This is a genomic window from Streptomyces sp. NPDC091972, from assembly GCF_044756385.1.
Taxonomy (GTDB): Bacteria; Actinomycetota; Actinomycetes; order Streptomycetales; family Streptomycetaceae; genus Streptomyces.
Window position 1 is genome coordinate 165,874 of record NZ_JBIVSV010000011.1, and the last position, 18,553, is coordinate 184,426.

At 71.4% G+C, this 18,553-nt stretch carries 15 protein-coding genes; 4 read left to right on the forward strand and 11 right to left on the reverse strand.

Features of this window, described 5'->3' with window-relative positions; translation table 11 throughout:
- The first annotated feature begins 26 nt into the window (after positions 1-26).
- Positions 27-494, forward strand: coding sequence for a pyridoxamine 5'-phosphate oxidase family protein (locus ACIQJT_RS29540; RefSeq protein WP_402648641.1), 468 nt, complete (start codon positions 27-29; stop codon positions 492-494).
- 6 nt (positions 495-500) lie between these two features.
- On the opposite strand, the gene guaA is transcribed toward ACIQJT_RS29540, so the two are convergent.
- On the reverse strand, positions 501-2,078 hold the full coding sequence (gene guaA, locus ACIQJT_RS29545) for a glutamine-hydrolyzing GMP synthase (protein ID WP_365455960.1): 1,578 nt from the start codon (positions 2,076-2,078) through the stop codon (positions 501-503).
- A gap of 319 nt (positions 2,079-2,397) precedes the next feature.
- Between guaA and ACIQJT_RS29550 the strand changes: the two genes are divergently transcribed.
- Positions 2,398-2,652, forward strand: a complete 255-nt coding sequence (locus tag ACIQJT_RS29550; RefSeq protein ID WP_365455963.1) for a chorismate mutase — start codon at positions 2,398-2,400, stop codon at positions 2,650-2,652.
- 532 nt (positions 2,653-3,184) lie between these two features.
- On the opposite strand, the gene ACIQJT_RS29555 is transcribed toward ACIQJT_RS29550, so the two are convergent.
- Positions 3,185-4,333, reverse strand: a complete 1,149-nt coding sequence (locus ACIQJT_RS29555) for a hypothetical protein (RefSeq protein ID WP_402648645.1) — start codon at positions 4,331-4,333, stop codon at positions 3,185-3,187.
- 177 nt (positions 4,334-4,510) lie between these two features.
- Here ACIQJT_RS29555 and ACIQJT_RS29560 point away from each other — a divergent pair, with 177 nt between their 5' ends.
- The gene (locus ACIQJT_RS29560; protein ID WP_365455969.1) at positions 4,511-5,536 is read left to right on the forward strand and encodes a hypothetical protein; all 1,026 of its coding nucleotides are present in this window, start codon (positions 4,511-4,513) and stop codon (positions 5,534-5,536) included.
- A 116-nt stretch (positions 5,537-5,652) separates the two neighbouring features.
- Here the strand turns inward: ACIQJT_RS29560 and ACIQJT_RS29565 are convergent, their stop codons facing one another.
- From ACIQJT_RS29565 to ACIQJT_RS29600, 8 genes are all read right to left on the reverse strand, one after another.
- Positions 5,653-7,431, reverse strand: a complete 1,779-nt coding sequence (locus tag ACIQJT_RS29565; RefSeq protein WP_402648647.1) for a GMC oxidoreductase — start codon at positions 7,429-7,431, stop codon at positions 5,653-5,655.
- Between the two features lie 29 nt (positions 7,432-7,460).
- Positions 7,461-9,074 carry a succinic semialdehyde dehydrogenase gene (locus ACIQJT_RS29570; RefSeq protein ID WP_402648650.1) on the reverse strand — a complete coding sequence of 538 codons (1,614 nt, stop codon included), beginning with the start codon at positions 9,072-9,074 and terminating at the stop codon, positions 7,461-7,463.
- Positions 9,075-9,199: 125 nt separating this feature from the next.
- Positions 9,200-10,270, reverse strand: coding sequence for a serine/threonine-protein kinase (locus tag ACIQJT_RS29575; RefSeq protein WP_402648653.1), 1,071 nt, complete (start codon positions 10,268-10,270; stop codon positions 9,200-9,202).
- A gap of 33 nt (positions 10,271-10,303) precedes the next feature.
- Positions 10,304-10,660 carry a DUF3710 domain-containing protein gene (locus ACIQJT_RS29580; RefSeq protein ID WP_402648881.1) on the reverse strand — a complete coding sequence of 119 codons (357 nt, stop codon included), beginning with the start codon at positions 10,658-10,660 and terminating at the stop codon, positions 10,304-10,306.
- 37 nt (positions 10,661-10,697) lie between these two features.
- Positions 10,698-10,922 (reverse strand): hypothetical protein, encoded by a 225-nt coding sequence (locus ACIQJT_RS29585; RefSeq protein WP_402648656.1) that lies wholly within the window; start codon positions 10,920-10,922, stop codon positions 10,698-10,700.
- Between the two features lie 295 nt (positions 10,923-11,217).
- Complete coding sequence (locus ACIQJT_RS29590; RefSeq protein ID WP_402648659.1) at positions 11,218-12,876, reverse strand: LamG domain-containing protein; 1,659 nt, start codon at positions 12,874-12,876, stop codon at positions 11,218-11,220.
- A gap of 121 nt (positions 12,877-12,997) precedes the next feature.
- Positions 12,998-14,569 (reverse strand): serine/threonine-protein kinase, encoded by a 1,572-nt coding sequence (locus ACIQJT_RS29595; protein WP_402648661.1) that lies wholly within the window; start codon positions 14,567-14,569, stop codon positions 12,998-13,000.
- Positions 14,570-14,643: 74 nt separating this feature from the next.
- A complete protein-coding gene (locus tag ACIQJT_RS29600) occupies positions 14,644-16,212 on the reverse strand; it encodes a protein kinase (protein WP_402648663.1) in 1,569 nt (522 codons plus the stop codon).
- A gap of 215 nt (positions 16,213-16,427) precedes the next feature.
- Between ACIQJT_RS29600 and ACIQJT_RS29605 the strand changes: the two genes are divergently transcribed.
- A complete protein-coding gene (locus ACIQJT_RS29605) occupies positions 16,428-16,844 on the forward strand; it encodes a hypothetical protein (protein WP_402648666.1) in 417 nt (138 codons plus the stop codon).
- 84 nt (positions 16,845-16,928) lie between these two features.
- Here the strand turns inward: ACIQJT_RS29605 and ACIQJT_RS29610 are convergent, their stop codons facing one another.
- Positions 16,929-18,551, reverse strand: a complete 1,623-nt coding sequence (locus ACIQJT_RS29610; RefSeq protein WP_402648883.1) for a serine/threonine-protein kinase — start codon at positions 18,549-18,551, stop codon at positions 16,929-16,931.
- Positions 18,552-18,553: the final 2 nt, after the last annotated feature.

The following is an 18,553-nucleotide window of genomic DNA, read 5'->3' on the forward strand; positions in this document are numbered from 1 at the left end:
CGGGTATCGGCGGAAGACTGGCCGGCATGAACTGGGCAGCTTTCAGCTCCGCGGAACCCGACCTGGCCAAGACCGTCGAGACCCGCTTCGGTGCGTTCACCCACCACGTCCTCGCCACCCTCCGCAAGGACGGCTCCCCCCGCACCACCGGCCTGGAGGTCCGCTTCCTGCGCGGCGAACTCTGGCTCGGCATGATGCCGGGCTCGCTCAAGGCCCTCGACCTGCGACGCGACCCGCGGTTCGCGCTCCAGGCGAACCCCGGGGAGGGACAGTCCATGGGCGGCGGCGACGTCCGGATCACCGGACGGGCCCTCGAGGTCGAGGACCCGGACACCAAGGGGGCGTATGTGACAGAGGTGGAACCGCCGGAGCCGTTCCACCTCTTTCGCACCGAACTGACGGAGGTCGTGCGGACCTACGTCGAGGACGACAAGTACCTGGTCGTCCAGGTCTGGAAGCCCGGAGAGCCGGTGCGGACCCTCAGGCGGACCTGAAAGGCCCTACTCCCACTCGATCGTCCCCGGCGGCTTCGACGTCACGTCGAGCACCACGCGGTTGACGTCGGCCACCTCGTTGGTGATCCGCGTCGAGATCCTCGCGAGGACGTCGTACGGCAGTCGCGACCAGTCGGCCGTCATGGCGTCCTCGCTGGACACGGGGCGCAGGACGATCGGGTGGCCGTAGGTGCGGCCGTCGCCCTGGACGCCGACGGAGCGGACGTCCGCGAGCAGGACCACCGGGCACTGCCAGATGTCGCGGTCGAGGCCGGCCGCGGTGAGCTCCTCGCGGGCGATGGCGTCGGCGTCGCGCAGTAGGTCCAGGCGCTCCTTGGTGACCTCGCCGACGATCCGGATGCCGAGGCCGGGGCCGGGGAACGGCTGGCGCTGGACGATCTCGTCCGGGAGCCCGAGCTCCTGGCCGACCATGCGGACCTCGTCCTTGAACAGCTTGCGCAGCGGCTCGATCAGCTGGAACTCGAGGTCCTCGGGGAGGCCGCCGACGTTGTGGTGGGACTTGATGTTGGCGGTGCCGGTGCCGCCGCCGGACTCGACCACGTCCGGGTAGAGCGTGCCCTGGACGAGGAACTCCACCGCCGGACCCTCGTCCGCGATGATCTCCGCCTGGGCCTGCTCGAAGACCCGGATGAACTCGCGGCCGATGATCTTCCGCTTTTCCTCGGGGTCGGAGACCCCCTTGAGCGCGGTCAGGAAGCGCTCCTCCGCGTCGACGACGACCAGCTTGACGCCGGTCGCGGCCACGAAGTCCTTCTCGACCTGCTCGGTCTCGCCCTTGCGCATCAGGCCGTGGTCGACGTACACGCAGGTGAGCTGGTCGCCGATGGCGCGCGCGACGAGGGCGGCGGCCACCGCGGAGTCGACGCCGCCGGAGAGGCCGCAGATCGCGCGCTTGTCACCCACGCGCGAGCGGATCTCGGCGACCTGCTCCTCGATCACGTTGCCGGTGGTCCAGTCGGGCTTGAGTCCGGCACCGCGGTACAGGAAGTGCTCCAGGACCTGCTGGCCGTGCGTGGAGTGCATGACCTCGGGGTGGTACTGGACGCCGTAGAGCTTCTTCTCGTCGTTCTCGAAGGCGGCGACCGGGACGACGTCCGTGGACGCGGTCACGGTGAAGCCCTCGGGGGCGGCGGAGCAGGCGTCGCCGTGGGACATCCACACCGACTGCTCGTCCGGGGTTCCCTCGAACAGGGTCGAGCCGGACTTCGAGACATGCAGGGGCGTACGGCCGTACTCGCGGGCGCCGGTGTTGTCGACGGTGCCGCCGAGGGTGGTGGCCATGAGCTGGAAGCCGTAGCACATGCCGAAGACCGGGACGCCGGACTCGAACAGCTCGCGGTCCAGGCGCGGGGCGCCCTCCGCGTACACCGACGAGGGGCCGCCGGAGAGGATGATCGCCGCCGGGTTCTTGGCGAGCATCTCCGCGACCGGCATGGTGCTCGGCACGATCTCGCTGTAGACCCGGGCCTCGCGGACACGACGGGCGATGAGCTGGGCGTACTGCGCACCGAAGTCGACGACCAGGACGGTGTCGGGGGCGGCGGCGGGGTTCGCTGATGACACGGGTTGCCTTCCGGCGGTGAGCGAGGTGTGTGTGGTACCGAGTCTACCGGGAGTCACGGGGCCGCCCCGGGGCCCAGCCCCCGTCTCAGGATGCGAACCGGGTTGGACGCTCCCACCGGGCCCGGCATACTGCTGCCATGCTCACGCAGACGACCTTCCGCTTCACCTATGGCACCCGGCCCGCCGGCTGCCACGGTCGTGCCGCTTGAGCAACTGACAAGCGACTTCCCCAGGCGCCCCGGGCCGACAAGGTCCGGGGCGCCTGGTGTTGTCCGGACCTTGTCGCTCCGGGGCACCCCACCCCACCCAGGAGCCCCACGTGACCACCACACCCGAAGCGATCATCGCGGACGCCCGTGAGCGCATCGACGCGCTCGACGACCGGATCATCGGGCTGATCCAGGAACGGACGGCCGTCTCGTCCGTCGTCCAGCAGACCCGTATCGCCTCCGGCGGCCGACGGGTCCACCTCGCCCGCGAGATGGAGATCCTCGGCCGCTACCGCGAGGCGCTCGGCCGGCCCGGCACCTCCCTCGCCATGACGCTGCTCGAACTGTGCCGCGGTCGCATCTGAGTTCGGGCCCCGCCTCACCCGTACGGCGCGTGACCGCCGGGCCACCCGCCTCGTTGGTGGTGGTGTCCGTGCCAGCCAGGGGCGGGCCCGACAGAACCACGCGTGGCTCGCTGGAGCGATGAGGCGCACGGATCACGCCGTGCGCCGTGGGACCTCGCTCCAGGAAGTGACCGGACGGCAGGGGACAGCAGCCCGGTCACCCAAGAGAACGGCCGGCTCCGGGGACGCCCGGGGCCGGCCGGCGGGGCCGGTACCGGCACAAGGCTGGGTCAAACGGTTGCGGAGGCCGCGCCCATCCAGCACGATGCCAAGAAAGCCCCCAAGTCCCTCCGCAGACAACAGCATTCGTCTTGTCACCGCACTGCCAGAGGTCCACACCAGCCCTGCGCTCTGGTGGCACGGTCACGGAGAGCAAGCGGCGCAACCCCCCGGCGCCGCTCCCAGGCACCGGCGCTGCCCTGACGTCGGTGCTGACGGAAGAAGGGCCCCGCGGCCTCCGTCCCGCGGGGCCCTTCGCATGCCGGGTGCCGGTTCAGACGCGGGAGACCGTTCCGCAGCCCTCGGCACGGCCGGGGTCGAGGGGCTTGCTGCGGTCGTACGGGTCGGTGGTCGGCCCGGTGGGGTCCGCCCCGGTGGGTCCGGACGACCTGAACGACGGGTGCAGATAGCCGTCGTAGACGTCGCAGGCCGAGTTGTTGATGTCCTGGTCCCACTTCACGACGGTGAGCTTGCCCGGGGTGACCTGGTACTTCGCCGGGTCGGAGATCTCCACGTCGAGGATCCGGCGGATGATGGTGCGGGTGACCTCGGTGGAGCCGTTGGTCTGCACGACCGGGTAGACGAAGGTGTAGTCGGCGTGCACGGCCACGGAGGCGTGGTCGCCTGCCTTGAAGGTCATGCGGCCGCGGGTCTTCACGACGTCGCCGACCAGCCGCACCTCCTCGGGGTCGAAGCGGCTGAACATCCACAGCGGGTCGTGCTTGACGTCGGGCTTGCGCAGGCCGGTCTCCAGCAGCCCGCGCACGTCCTTCTGCAACGGGTCCAGCACGTCGAGCGCGGCCTCGGGCCGTGCGCCGCGCAGGGTCGCCGGGTCGAGGTTGGACTCGACGAGGAGCTTCCTGGTGAGCTCCAGGACCCGTTCGACGTCCGCCGCGGACCGGCCGCCGACGGCCTTCGCCTCCGGTACGACGATCCCGGCGGCACCGTCGGCCCAGCGCTTGGCGGGCGACCCGGCGAACGGGTCGTCCAGGGTGGGGATCGCGGAGGCCTCGGCGGAGGGCGCGGCGGTCGGCGCCACCGTCTCCTGGGGCAGCGGGGCGGCCGCGGCCTCGGCCTCGGAGGAGGTCTTCCGGCCGAAGGGGTCGCCCGGCACCAGCGAGGGCTTCACCGCCACGACGGCCACCGCGACCGCGACGGCGACACCGAGGACGCCCCACAGGCCCCGGCGGCTCCTCTTCTCCTGCCAGGCGGGACCGGTGCGCCAGCCCTCCGGGAGTTCGCCGCGCGCCTCCTGTCGCCGCAGCCGCTCCGTCACCTCACGGGCCCGCGCGGAGGGCTCCTTGGGGGCCGAGTCTCGGATGTCCCGCTCGGTGTCACGGGCGAACTGTTCCCAGACGTCGTCGGGGATCTTGGGGTCTTCTGACACGACGGTCAGTTCTAGGGCCTGGGAAAGCCCGTTCACAAGGCCCACCTGGAGGTGTGACTCAGCCCACATAAGTTTTCTGTGAATGCCCGCACAACCATTCACACCTGTCGTGGATCAAACCTCACGAATCACGGGCCCCACCCGCGCCCCACACGCGGAGGCCTCCTGGACGCGTGCCGCGCGAGTGCGGCGCACCTGACTTTCGAGGTCTTCATGAAGCTTCGTCGTGCACTGGCCGCCGCGGCCGCGACCGCCGCGATAGCGCCGCTGGCTCTGTTCGCCGCGCCGAGCGCCTTCGCGGACGAGTCCCCCACGCCGACCGCGGCCGAGAGCACGCCGGCCGGCGAGACCACCCCGACGGCCCCCGAGAGCACCACCGCGGCTCCGGAGACCACCCCGGCCGCCCCCGAGAGCACGCCCGCCACGGGCCAGAGCTCCCCCGCCGCCGGCGAGACCAGCTCGTCCCCCTCCGGCAGCCCCTCCACGAGCCCGTCCGGCTCCACCAGCGCCAGCCCCTCCCCGAGCACGAGCGACGAGCCCGTCGACCAGTGCGAGGTCGACGAGGACGACGCCCCGCTCCCGCACGACAGCGACGTGCTGCACAGCTCGCTGACCGGTCTGCCCGAGAGCATCGTGGCGGGCAGCGGCTGGACGAACTTCAAGTTCAACGTCAGCAACTCCGGCGACGAGACGATCAAGGACATCCAGCCCATCGTCGGTGTCGGGGCGGTCGACTGGGACTTCGAGAAGGACTACACCGACCTGGTCACCGTGCAGGTGAAGCAGGGCGGCTCCTGGGTCGACGTGGCCACGCAGTTCGGTGAGGGCGGCTCGTTCAACGCCTTCGACCTCGACGGCGGCGACTCCCTCAGCTACCAGCTCCGGGTGAAGGTCGACCGTCAGGTCCCGAGCGCGATCGGCATCGCCATCGGTCTCGCCGAGTACTCGGACGACAAGGGCTGCTGGGTCTCCGCCGACGAGAACATGGGCATCTACTACTTCGAGGTACTGCCGGCCGGCTCCGACGCCGGCAAGCCCGGCGACGCCAAGCCGCAGACCGGCGGCAAGAGCCCCATCTCCGACGTCAACGGCGTCGACGTGGACGGCCAGCTCGCCGAGACCGGTTCGAGCTCGGCCCTGCCGGTCGTCGGCCTCGTCGGCGGCTTCGCCGTCGTCGCCGGTACCGGTGTGGTCTTCGCGGTGAAGCGGCGCAAGGGTGCGACCGGCGCCCACGCCTGAGGCGTGACGCGCTGAGCACGACTTGACGCAGGGAAGGGGAAGGACCCGCACTCGGAGGGGGGTGCGGGTCCTTCTTCTTGCCCTTGCGGGGCGCTACGACTCCACCTCTTCGGGCTCTACGACTTCCTCGGCACCGCCGGCATCCCAAGGAACGGCAGTCTCAGCGCGCCGAAGGCCTCCGCCGGGACCGCCGGCGACTTGGGCTCGACCGCGGCGAGCCGGACGTACGCCTCGCCCTGCGCCGGACGCGGGTCCTCCTCGCCCTTGTTGGGCCAGTACGACATCGCGCGCTCGGCCTGCGCGGTGATCGTGAGCGAGGGGTTCACACCGAGGTTCGCGGAGACCGCGGCGCCGTCCACGACCGAGATTCCGGGGTGGCCGTAGAGCCGGTGGTACGGGTCGATGACGCCGGTGTCGCGGGAGGAGCCGATGGCGCAGCCGCCGAGGAAGTGGGCGGTGAGCGGGGTGCCCATCAGCTCGCCGACGTTCGAGCCGGCGAAGCCGTTGATGTCGGCGGCGATCGCCGAGGCGCCCTCCGAAGCGGCCTTGATCTGCTTGGGGTTGGGTGCCCCGTGGCCCTGCCGGGCGGTGAGCAGGCCCCTGCCGACGCCGTCCGGTTTCAGGTACGTCGTCAGGGAGTTGTCCAGCGACTGCATGACCAGGCCGATGATGGTCCGCTCCGACCAGCGGCGGTTGGAGAGCGAGCGCAGCACCAGGAGCGGGTGCCTCACGGCGTTCGCCAGCCATGCCATGGCCCTCGACGAGCCCTCGGCGTACGGGACTTGGAGGATGGACAGGCTGCCCATCGAGTTGGAGCCCTTGCCGTAGCGGACCGGCTCGATGTGGGTGTTCTCGTCCGGGTGGATGGACGAGGTGATGGCGACGCCCTGGGTGAAGTCGACCTTCGGCACGCCGGTCGCCTTGCGGTAGCGGCGGTTGTCGGTCTGGGCGCCGACCAGGGCCTCGGAGTTGGTGCGGGTGAGCTCGCCCAGCCGGTCCGAGATGTACGGCAGTTGGCCGCCCGCCTTCATGCGGTGCAGCAGGGTCTGGGTGCCGTAGGTGCCGGCGGCGAGGACGACCCTGCGGGCCTTGAAGGTGCGGCCCTTCGCCTTGCGGCGGTCGTCGGTGGGGAGGGTCGCGACGGCGTAGCCGCCCTGGGAGTCGTCCGTGACCGACACGACCGTGGTGAGGGGATGGACGACCGCGCCGGCCTTCTCGGCGAGGTAGAGGTAGTTCTCGTTCAGGGTGTTCTTGGCACCGTGCCGGCAGCCGGTCATGCACTCGCCGCACTCGATGCAGGCCTTGCGGGAAGGGCCCGCACCGCCGAAGTAGGGGTCGTCGACCTGCTCGCCGGGGGCGGCTCTCCGCTTGCCCTCCGCGTCCTCGCCGTCGCCGAAGAAGACGCCGACCGGGGCCATGTGGAAGGTGTCGCCGACGCCCATCCGCTCGGCGGCCGCCTTCAGGTGGACGTCGGAGGGGGTCATCGTCGGGTTGAGCCGGACACCGAGCATGCGGCGGGCCTGGTCGTAGTACGGCTCCAGCTCCTCCTGCCAGTCGGTGATGTCACGCCACTGCGGGTCCTCGAAGAAGGGCTTCGGGGGGACGTAGAGGGTGTTGGCGTAGTTGAGGGAGCCGCCGCCGACGCCCGCTCCCGCGAGCACCATGACATTGCCCAGCAGGTGGATGCGCTGGATGCCGAACATGCCGAGCTTCGGTGCCCAGAGGTAGTTCTTCAGATCCCAGGAGTTCTTCGGGAGCGTCTCGCGGGTGAAGCGGCGTCCGGCTTCCAGGACACCTACGCGGTAGCCCTTCTCGGTGAGGCGAAGGGCGGTGACGGAACCGCCGAAGCCGGAGCCGACGACGATGACGTCGTAGTCGTAGGTGTCCTGTGGCACGTGCTCTCCTCGTCGAGAACCGGGTGTTCCTACTTGAAACGCAGGGCCTTCATGAGCCGCAGGCTCCTGCTCATGAACTGGGCGTACTTCTCGTCGTCCATCCCCATCGAGGGCGCCATCGGCAGCAGGCGCTGCTGGGCGATCGTCTGGGCCTCGGTGTACTTGAGGATGCCCTCGGAGCCGTGCCGGCGGCCGAGGCCGGAGTCCTTCATGCCGCCCATGGGGGACTGGACGCTGCCGTAGGCGGAGGCATACCCCTCGTTGACGTTGACGGTGCCGGCGCGCACCCGGGAGGCGATCTCGCGGCCCCGCCGGCCGTCCTTCGTCCATACCGAGGAGTTCAGGCCGTACGGCGTGGAGTTGGCGAGCTCGACGGCCTCGTCCTCGGTCTTGAAGCGGTAGACCGAGACGACCGGGCCGAAGGTCTCCTCGGCGCAGACCGCCATGGGCTCGGTGACGCCGTCGAGGATGGTCGGCTCGAAGAAGTACGGGCCGATGTCCGGGCGGGCGACGCCGCCGGCGACGACCCTCGCCCCCTTGGACACGGCCTCCTCGACATGGCGGGTCACGGTCTCCAACTGCCGCCCCCCCACCAGGGAGCCCATGTCGGCGCCGTAGGCGAGGGACTTGCCGAGGCGCATGGCCCGGGTGCGGGCGGCGAAGCGCTCCAGGAAGGCGTCCGCGATCGACTCGTGGACGTACAACCGCTCGATGGAGATGCAGAGTTGGCCGGCGGAGGAGAAGCAGGCGCGGACGGCACCCGCGGCGGCCTTCTCGATGTCGGCGTCCTCCAGGACCAGCATGGCGTTCTTGCCGCCGAGTTCGAGGGACACGCCGACCAGGCGGGCGGCGGCGCCCTGGGCGACCTCGCGCCCGGTGCGGGTGGAGCCGGTGAAGGAGACGTAGTCGGCGTGCCGGACGACCTCGGGGCCGACGACGGGACCGTCACCGAGGACGACCTGGAAGACCTCGGCGGGCAGGCCCGCCTCGACCAGCAGGTCCCGCGCCCACAGGGCGGTCAGGCAGGTCTCGGTGTCCGGCTTCATGACGACGGCGTTGCCCGCCACGAAGGCGGGGAGCGCGTCGCCGACGGACAGCTCCAGCGGGTAGTTCCAGGGGGCGATCTGGCCGACGACACCGCGCGCATGGCGCAGTTCGGTGACCTTGGTGAGGGTGGGCACGGCCCCGGTGTGCCGCTTCGGCCGCAGGTAGGCGGGCGCCTTGCGGCCGTAGTGCCGGGCCGCCACGGCGACCGCCTGCACCTCCTCGTGCGCGTGCAGACGGGCCTTGCCGGTCTCCAGCTGGATGAGGTCGAGGACCTCGGCCTGGCGCTCCAGGACCAGGTCGTGGAAGCGGAGCAGGACGGCGGCGCGCTGCCGTACGGGGGTCCGCTCCCACACCGCCTGCGCCCGGCGGGCCGCGTCGAAGGCCTTCGCCACGTCCTCGGGGGTCGACTCGGGCAGGTCGGCCAGCTTCTCGCCGGTGAACGGCGTGTGGTTGGCGGTACGGCCGGACCCGGTCACCCCCTTGGTGAGCTGGGCGACCAGCTCCGGGGTGACCACGTCGGCCGCGGTACGGGCGCCCTCCGGGGCGGGGGCGAGGGGGTTCGTGCCGGTCTTGGCCGGGGCCTGCGCGTCCGTCATGAGCCGCAGGGTATTCGGGACGGGGCGCTTTGGGTACCCGTCGGTAACAGGCGTTCACGGAGTACACACACCCTGCCAGTGATGACTGGCGATGAATGTGCTGATCAGCCGTTGGGTGGGGACGATCAGCCGCGCTCGGGTTTTTTCTGGAGCAGCAGGCCGAGCGCGGAGAGGGCGGTGAGACGCCGGGGTCCGTCGGCGGCGGGGGGCGGGGGCGCGGACAGCGCGGGGGCGGGGGCCGGGGTGTCCGCGCCCTCCGGGGCCGGGGTGTCTGCGCCGCCCGGGGCCGGGGTTTCCGTGGCCTCCGGGGCCGGGGGCGAAGAGGGCGACTGCGAGGTCGGGGGCGTCCCCGTCCGTACGGTGCGAAGCGAGGCGGGCGTCTCCGCGGCCCACGCCGGCACGCTCGTCCCGGCGACCTCGGCCAGCACCTCGGCGGCCTCCTCCGCCGTGGGCCGGGCCTCGGGCTCGGGGGCGAGGAGCCCCGCCAGAAGAGAGCCGAGGGGACCGGATGCCAGGGGGCCGGAATCGAGGGGGCCGGAATCGAGGGGACCGGTCGCGTCCCCCGTCACGGCCGAGCGCAGCAGCGCACCCAGCGACCACAGGTCGGAGGCGGGCCCCGCGCCCCGCCCCGAGCCGCACTCCGGGGCGACGAATCCGACGGCGGCCTCCCGGGCGTCACCCCGCCCGGCGGCGCCGATCCCGAAGTCCGTCACGACGACCCGCTCGCCGTCGGCCCCGAGGAGCACGTTGGACGGCTTGAGGTCCCGGTGGACGATGCCGACGCGGTGCGCGGCGTGCAGCGCGCCGAGGACGGCGAGCCCGATCCGGGCGGCCTCGGTGTCGGTCAGCGGCCCCCGCCCGGCGAGAGCGGTCTCCAGTGACTCGCCCTCCACCAACTCCATGACGATCCAGGGCAGTTCATCCTCAAGGAGGACGTCGTGGATGGTGACGGCCGCCGGATGGTCGACCTGTGCCGCCGCCCGCGCCTCGTGCGGCAGCCGGTGCACGGCCCGCCGCCGCTCCTCGTCCTGCGGATCCCCGGTCAGCCGGGGCTCCTTGACGGCGACGTACCGCTCGTCCTGCTCGTCCCGGGCCCGCCACACCGTGCCGCCCGGGCCGGCCCCGACCCGCTCGACGAGCCGGTACCGCCCACCGATCAGACGTCCGTCGGGCGGGAGTTCGCCGTCTTCACTCATGGCACATGAGTACCGTGCGCGTCATGCCCTTGTCTAAGCGGCAAGCTCAGGCACCGGCCTCCGGCCGGCGCAGCAGGATGACGGGGTCGGTGCCCCGGGGTTCGGCGGGCATCCGCACGACGGTCCCTGGAAGGTGGCGTGGGGCCACTCCTCGGTGCTGCCGGGTTCCGCGCCGGCGCCCGTCACGATGCCGCGCAGGCTCCACCCCGGCCCGTCGTGGCCCAGCACCCGCGCGGTCTGACGGTCCTTGCCGGGCGGTCCCTGGATACTTACGACGGCCTGGAGTTCGCGCCCCGCCGGGCCGACGCGTTCCTCCGCGGAACCGCCCCCTCGGCGGAACGCCTGGAGTTGGATCGCGGTCCGGCCGCGGATGAGAGTGACGCCGACCAGGGAGCGTTCGTCCCCCGCACCGGCATGAGCTCGATCTTCAGGCCGGGCTCCGTCGGCACCAACAGACCGCCGAGATCGACCAGTTCGACATCGCGGGGCCGACGGTGGCGCTCTCGTCCCACGGCCCGACGGCGAGGCAGGTCTTCTCCGCGGCCTCCAGCAGGGCGTCCACCTCATCCTCGGACAGCGACTCCTCGACGATCACGGAGACCAGCAGCTCCAGCAACCTGTCGAGGGTGATCAGCACACGCCGTGAGGTCATCGTTCCGGCCGTCCTCCTCACGAGGTGTGAGCAGTATCCGAAGGGCGATGAGCAGGACCCGGCCCCGGGTCATCCGGTCCCAGACGTCGAACTCCGCCCGCTCCGCGCTCTCCGGCGCGACGAACCCGTCACGCCGGTACTGCATGACGACGGCCCGCGCCGCACTGCTCGCGTCACCCATGTCATCACCTTCTGCACATCTGGGTCAGTACCGAGCGCGCCCCGTGTCGCCATGGCCGAGCAGGCCCGGCCGGGCGGCGGTCAGGGAGAGCCGTCGCCCGGCCGGGAGCCTCGCTCACACGTCGAAGCCGCCCGCTTGCAGTGCCCCGAGCTGGTTGCCGGTGACCACACCGGCGAAGGTGTGCAGGTCGTCGACCTCGCCCGCGAGGTAGTCGGTGCCGCCGTCCGCGGCGAGGGTGCGTCCGACCTGAAGGTCACCGGCGGGTGCCCAGGTGTCGAGTCCCGTCACACTCGCCGTGTCGGTGGCGTAGGCATCGCCGGTGTACAGCCGCAGTTGGTCGGTGCTCTCGTCGTAGACCACCGCCAGGCTCTGGTCGCCCGCGGGCACGGTCGGGTCGAGCGGCGCGCTGACCGTCGTGGTCGGCGCGCCGGCCCGGTCCTCGTGGGCCACCACGGCCTGCCAGGTTCGCGAGGCGGCGTCGTAGCGCAGGGTGAACAAGTCGGTGTGCGCACCCGGCTGGGACAGCACCGTCATGTCACGGGCGGGCGTGTCCTCAGTCAGCCGGACGTGCACGGCCACGGAGAAGCCCGCGTCGGTCGGGGTGAGCGCGGTCGGCGTGGTGGCGTGGTCACCGTCACCGTCGAGCAGCAGGTCGCCGTCGCCCACCATCGGATAGGTCACCGGTGTGCAGTCGGGGTTCCAGGGGCAGTCGTCCGTGGCCGCGTAGATCGAGGCGTCGCCCACCAGGGTCAGCGGCGCACCGCCCGCGTACGCCGGGCTCTTCCCGTCGGTCGCCGACTCCAGGTCCCAGTAGCCGAGACGCTGGGTTCTGCGAGTCGCCGCCGCGGTGATCTCGCCCGGCACGAACACGCGGTCCCAGACGTTCACATCGGTGAGCAGTCCGTTCCAGTGGCCGTCGGCGCCGTCCGCGCCCAGCCGCAGCGCGCCGGTGCCGCCCGGGGCGACAGCACCTACGACCGTACTCACGGGCACCCCGTCGACATACAGGCTCGCCGTCTTCTGTTCGGCGTCGTAGACACCGGTGAGGTGCGCCCACTCGCCCTCCTCCGGGGCGCCGCCGGTCACGCGGATCGTGTCGCCGCCGTCCGGGTTGGGGAGTTCGAAGAGGTAGGCCGAGCCACCGACCGTGCCCAGCGAGAACCCGGGGTGACTGACCGCGGTCGTGGACTCGCCGAGGTGGTCAGGGCGCACCCAGGCGTCGACCGAGAAGGTCCGGGAGAGGTCGGCCGAGGTGTCGAGGCTCGCGTACGCCCCGTCCGTCCCGTCGAAAGAAGCTGCCGAGGCCACCTCAGTGCCGGAGGGCCCGGGGGCACCGAGGCCGACACCGGGACCGCTGACCGCGCCGGACTGGCTGTCGGGGTCCCAGTGAGTGAGGGCCGCCCGCCCGTCCCGGACCAGGATGCGGTGGATGGTGCCGGCGCTCACGTGGCCCGCGGAGTCGACCGCCTCGACCTGGAGGTTGGTGGGCCCCTCCCTCTCCGGCATCCAGCCCAACGAGACAGCCGCGCCGGGCTCGGGCGCCTTGAGAATCCGCGGCGTACCGCCGAGCCATCTGTAGCGGTACTCCACCACGTCGTCGGACGCCGAGTCGATCACGAACGTGCCGTGATTGCCGACGCCGTCATGCCAGTTGTCGTCGTCCGGGTACTCCACCGACGTGACGACGGGAACCGCGGGCGCCTCGTCGTCCGCTGCCGCGGCCACGCCCCCTGCCCCGCCGACGGCGAGCAGGGCGGCAGCGCCTACCGTCACCGCACGCCTCCACACGTACTGTCCCACGATCCCTCCCCAAGATCGGGCCCCATCGGCCCCAGAGGAGAATGACCCTAACTTCCGCCACTGACAACGCAATTGCCGCGCGGGCGCACCGCCCTCACAGCCGATCCACCCCCAGATTCGCGATGGCCGTCCGTGCCACCTCCCGTCCTCTCTCCGTGAAGTCCCCCTTGCCCGGATAGCTGACGGTGAGCTTGTACATGTCGCCGGCGGTGGTCCGGTAGTAGAAGATCTGGAGTTCGCGCGGCCGGGGGTGCTGGCTGTCGGTGGTCATGTAGGTGACGGTGTTCTTGGCGGCCTTGCGGCCCTCGTACGTCTCGTCCTCGGGCCGGGTCGTCGCGGTGTCCGGCATGCTGAGGTCGTACTCGCCGCTCTCCTTGAACCTGCTGTCGTCGTCGTACATCTCGGCCGCCGCCGAGCCCGCGATGTTGTTCGCGGAGTCCTCCGCCCTGCGCTCCAGGCGCAGGTCGATCCAGATGCTGCCGCTCTGGTCGGTGTACGTGATCCAGTGGGTCTTGTCCGTCTTCCGGTCGGGCGTGGTGGGCTGGTAGCCCGCCGGCACCGCGAGCGTCGCGGCCACGTCCTCGGTGTGCTTCTTCGTCCAGTCGTCCGGCAGCGGTCCCGCGAAGGGGTCCGCGATCACCAGGTACGCCGCCGCCGCGGCCGCGACGACCGCCGCGCCGAGCCCGAGCCACGCCCTGCGGCCCAGCCGGAGCCCGCCGGCCACCGGCACCTCCACGGTCCGCACGATCTGGGTGGGCTCCGGGACGGGCGGGTGGGCGGTGGCCTCCAGGAGCGCCCTGACCTGCGCGGCGTTCGGGCGGCGCGCCGGGTCCTTCTGGAGGAGACCGTTGATGGCGTCGGCGAGCGGACCGTGCGCGGCGGCGGGCGGCGCGGGCGTGGCGTTGAGGACGGACTGGAGGGTCGCGGGCGTGTTGCTGCGGCGGAACGGCGAGACGCCCTCCGTCGCCGCGTACAGGACCACACCGAGCGACCACAGGTCGGAGGCGGGACCGGGACGCTGGCCCAGCACCCGCTCGGGGGCGATGAACTCGGGCGAGCCGACGAAGCCGCCGGTGTCGGTCAGACTGGTCTCGCCCTCGATCTGGGCGATGCCGAAGTCGGTGAGGACGACCCGGTCGTGCCGGCCGAGCAGGACGTTGTCCGGTTTCACATCCCTGTGCAGGACGCCGGCCGCGTGCGCGGCCTCCAGCGCCCCGAGCACCTCGAGGCCGATTTTCGCCGCTTCCCGTGCCCCGAGCGTGCCCTCCTGCAACGCGTCGCCCAGGGAACGGCCGTGCACCAGCTCCATCACGATCCACGGACGGCCGTCCACGACCGCCACGTCGTGCACGTTCACGACGGCGGGGTGGTCGAGCCGGGCCGCGGCCCGGGCCTCCCGCCGCATCCGCTCGAAGGCGTTGCCTCGTTCGCGTTCGGGAAGATGATCCGGGACGCGGGGTTCCTTGACGGCCACCTCACGGTCCACCGTCTCGTCCTTGGCCCGCCACACCGTGCCCATGCCACCGTGCCCGAGCTTGGCGAGCAGCCGGTAACGGCCCGCGATGAGCCGGCCGACTCCCGGCTCCGAAGGGCGGGGCCTGGGAGGTTGCAGAACATAACTCGTCGTCTCGTCGGACTCGTGGCCGACTCCCCCGCTGCTGCTCATGGTCCATCCATATCGCGCCAGGCACGCAGGCATCCAGAGGTGACGAGTTCCGGTCACACACCCGTGACGTATCCCTACCGCTTCGTGAACGTGTCGACGGCCACGTCGAAGTGCTCCCTGGCCTCCCGGACCCTCCCGACCGGCGCCGACACCCAGACGTCGTACAGCCGCCCGTTCTCCTCCCAGCACACGTCGTAGGTGTGCCGGGCGCCCTCGGCCGCGCTGAAGCCGTCCCAGGTGAACTCCCAGAAGGCGGCGGGGTGTCCGCGATGCGTGACCGAGGTGACCCGCCCGTCCCGGTAACCGGGGTTCGCCTCGGGCCCCTTGGCGGCCGCGCGCCGCATCACGCCCAGCGGGCCCCCGGGTTGCGGGTCGGTGACCTTGACGCCGAGCCGGAAGGTGTCCCCGGACGACAGGTAGAAGACCCGCTCCCCCTGCGGCTCGCGCCTGAATCCGTCGGGTACGGCGAGCGCGTACCCGGCGGGGTCGTCGACGACGTGGTACCCGGAGGGGGCGGCGGGCAGGGTCCCGGGCAGCGAAGTCCCGGTGGTGCCGCTCGCGGGCGTCCCGGGCGCCGGACCGACCGTCCCCGTACGGCCGTCGCGCCCGCCCGGGTCCAGCAGCAGCACCGCCGCCGACACGCCCGCCCCCGCCAGCACGGCGGCCAGCAGCGCCACCGCGAGCACGCCACGCCTCGACCGCGCCCCGAGCCCGCGGCTCGTCGACCGCTCCGGCACCGGGGAACGTCGTAGCGGCAGGTCCCGACGGGTCGGTGTGCGGGCCCGCTCCGACACCGGGCGCGGAGGCGTGCGGCCCGTCTCCAGGAAGGTCCGCAGCATGCGCTCGGCCGCCACCGCGTCCAGCCGCCGTTCGGGATCCCGCTCCAGCAGGCCCCGTACGACCGGAAGGAGGGGCGCGGCCTGCGCGGGCGGCCGGATCTCGTCGATGACGACGGCGTGCAGGATGCCGCCCAACGAGTCGCGGCGGAACGGCGATTCGCCGCTGAGCGCCGTGCACAGCAGTGCGCCGAGGGACCACAGGTCGGCCTCCGGTCCGGTGCCGGCCCCGGACATCCGCTCGGGCGCGGTGTACTCGGGCGAACCGACGAAGGAGCCGGTCTCGGTGAGCGTGGTGGCGCCCGCGACCTGGGCGATGCCGAAGTCGGTGAGGACGACCCGCCCGGTGCCGGACTCCACGAGGACGTTGGCGGGCTTGATGTCCCGGTGCAGCACCCCGGCCGCGTGCGCGGCGCGCAGGGCGCTCAGCAGGTCGGCGCCGATCCGCGCGGCCTCGGCGGCGTCGACCGGGCCGTGCGCGGAGATCCGGTCGGCGAGGGAGCCGCCGTCGATCAACTCCATGACGATGTACGGCCGTTCGTCCTGCTCGACGACGTCGTGGACCACCATGATGTGCGGGTGGCTCAGCCGCGCGACGGCGCCGGCCTCGCGCAGGGTGCGGTCCCGCTGGAGCCGGGCGTCCTCGGCGGAGAGCGTCTCGTCGAGGGGGATCTCCTTGACGGCGACCCGCCGGCCGAGCAGTTGGTCGGTCGCCCGCCACACCACGCCCATGCCGCCGCGCCCGATCCTCGCCTCCAGGCGGTAACGACCCGCGATCACACGGAAGGTGTCCCCCTCGGTCCCCATGCGCCCCATCATGCCGCGCCGGACGAAGCCCTTCCGGGACGCTGACCGGCCAAGTGGGGGCTCACTCACGTCCAAGGATGCCCATTTTCAGCCATGACCAGTTTCCGAATGGACGCAAAGCACGGCAAATCATCAGGACATGCACGCGATACTCGGCGGAACGGGTGCCTGGAATCAGGCTGTCATGTGAATCATGGAAGCCTTACTGTTCCGCCATGGGAAACACATGGAAGCGTCTTTCCGTCACGAGTGTCGCGGCGGTGGCCATATTCACCACGACCACGGTGACCAATGCCAGCGCGGCGAGTGGCGGCGCCTCGTGCTCCACGAGCGGCGCCACGGGAAGCATGACGTTCACCAATTGGTCGAGCAATTACGTGGACATCAGTGGTTGGGTCAAGGACACCGCTGCCGATGGTCACCATGTAGCCATTCAACTCATCTCCACAAACAGCCTTCCCAACGTGACCTACTGGCCCTGGCGACACGAATACGGCGGAAATGGGTCAACCCTCCCCTTCACCACTCACGCGTCGACCACCGACGGTTCACTCCGTGACGTCGGTGTGCACGTGGCGGTCTGGGAAGGCGACCACATCGTCGGCGGCCTCACGTGCTCGGACTGGGCCTGAGCCCCACGCATGACCTTCTGGTCCACCGTCACGGTCCTGTGAGGCGGAGCTCTTGTACGGAGTTCCGCCGAAGGCGTGCTGCCCTCATTGCTTCGCTCCGCCCTCCTGCCAGCTCCGCAGGATCCAGTCGAAATCCTTTCGGGTGGTCGCCCAATCGGCGGCCGGTGAAGCCGCGTAGATGGCGTACTCGGTGCCGTCGCGTTCCATGAACCCGACGTCGATGGCTCGGTAGGGAGCTGCGAAGTAATGCGGTGGGTCCTTGGCCAACGCATTCCACGTGTACTCCCAACGCGCGCCCGGCAGGTCGCGGAAGAGCGCCTTCTTGAGGCTCAACTGCGTGTAATTCCGCAGCCCTGAGATCTGCGTCTCCAGGTTGCTCATGTGCGCGTACGAGGAGGCGAAGTCCGGGGCGGTGTCGACGGCAACGCGCACGAGGTGTTTGCCCTGGTCGGGCGAGTAGTCGACCTGCGTGAGGCCGTCCTGGTCGATGGAGATGGACCGCTTCCATCCCTTGGGCAGGTAGATGGTGAAGCCCGCCGGGTCGTTGTGGCGCTGCCAGCCGGCGGGAACCCCGCGCTGGCCGCCCGACTCGGTCGGAGTGGGGCTCGGAGTCTGCGAGGCGGACCCGGCGTCGGCGGAGCTGTCCGTACCGAACTGCCGCGACGCGACCGCGGCACCCACGCCGACGATCACCGCGAGGGCGGCGACCAGGGCGAACGTGCCCAAGCGGTGCCGCTTCCGCCGCAAAGGCGCGGCCGTGACCGGAGGATAGGGCGTGGCAGCGGCCGTCTGCACCGCCCGGGTGCCGGTACCTGTGCCGGTACCGAAGGTCGCCCCTTCCGTCTCGTACCGCATCGGGCCCGTCGGCACATACATCTGCGCAGCCGCCGATCGCCGTCCCTCTGCCGCCTCGGCGAGCATCTGCTCGGCATGCGCCGAACTCGGCCGGTCGGCCGGGTCCTTGCGCAGCAGCGCGGTGAGCACGGGCCCCAGCACACCGGCGTTGACCGGCGCGGCGGGCTCCTCCTCGACGACCGCCTGCATGGTGCCGATCGGCGAGGTGCGACGGAACGGCGACCTGCCCTCGACCGCCGTGTACAGCGTCGCGCCGAGCGCCCACAGATCGGAGGCCGCGCCCGGGTCATGGCCGCGGACCCGCTCGGGGGCGAGGTAGTCGACCGAGCCGACGACCTCTCCGGTGCGGGTGATCGCCGTATCGCCCTCGATCTGGGCGATGCCGAAATCGGTGAGGAGCACTCGGCCGTCGTGCGAGAGGAGGACGTTGCCGGGCTTCACATCTCGGTGCAGGACCCCGGCTGCGTGCGCCGCCCGCAGGGCGCGCAGCACCCACAGACCGATCCGCGCGGCTTCGGCCGGCTCGATACGTCCCTCGGCCTTGACCGCGTCGGCCAGCGACCGGCCCTCGATCAGCTCCATCACGATCCACGGGCGAGCGTCATGGTCGAGTACGTCGTGCACGGTGACGACGGCGGAGTGGTTGATCCGGGCGGCCGCGCGTGCCTCTGCACGGGTGCGGTGGAGCAGCCGCTCCTGGTCGCTCGCGGACACATAGAGCGCGGCCGTCAGCTCCTTGACGGCGACGGCCCGGTGCAGCACCTCATCATGGGCACGCCATACACGCCCCATGCCGCCACTGCCGATGGTGTCGGCGAGCCGGTAGCGCCCCGCGAGGAGCAGGCCCTGCATCT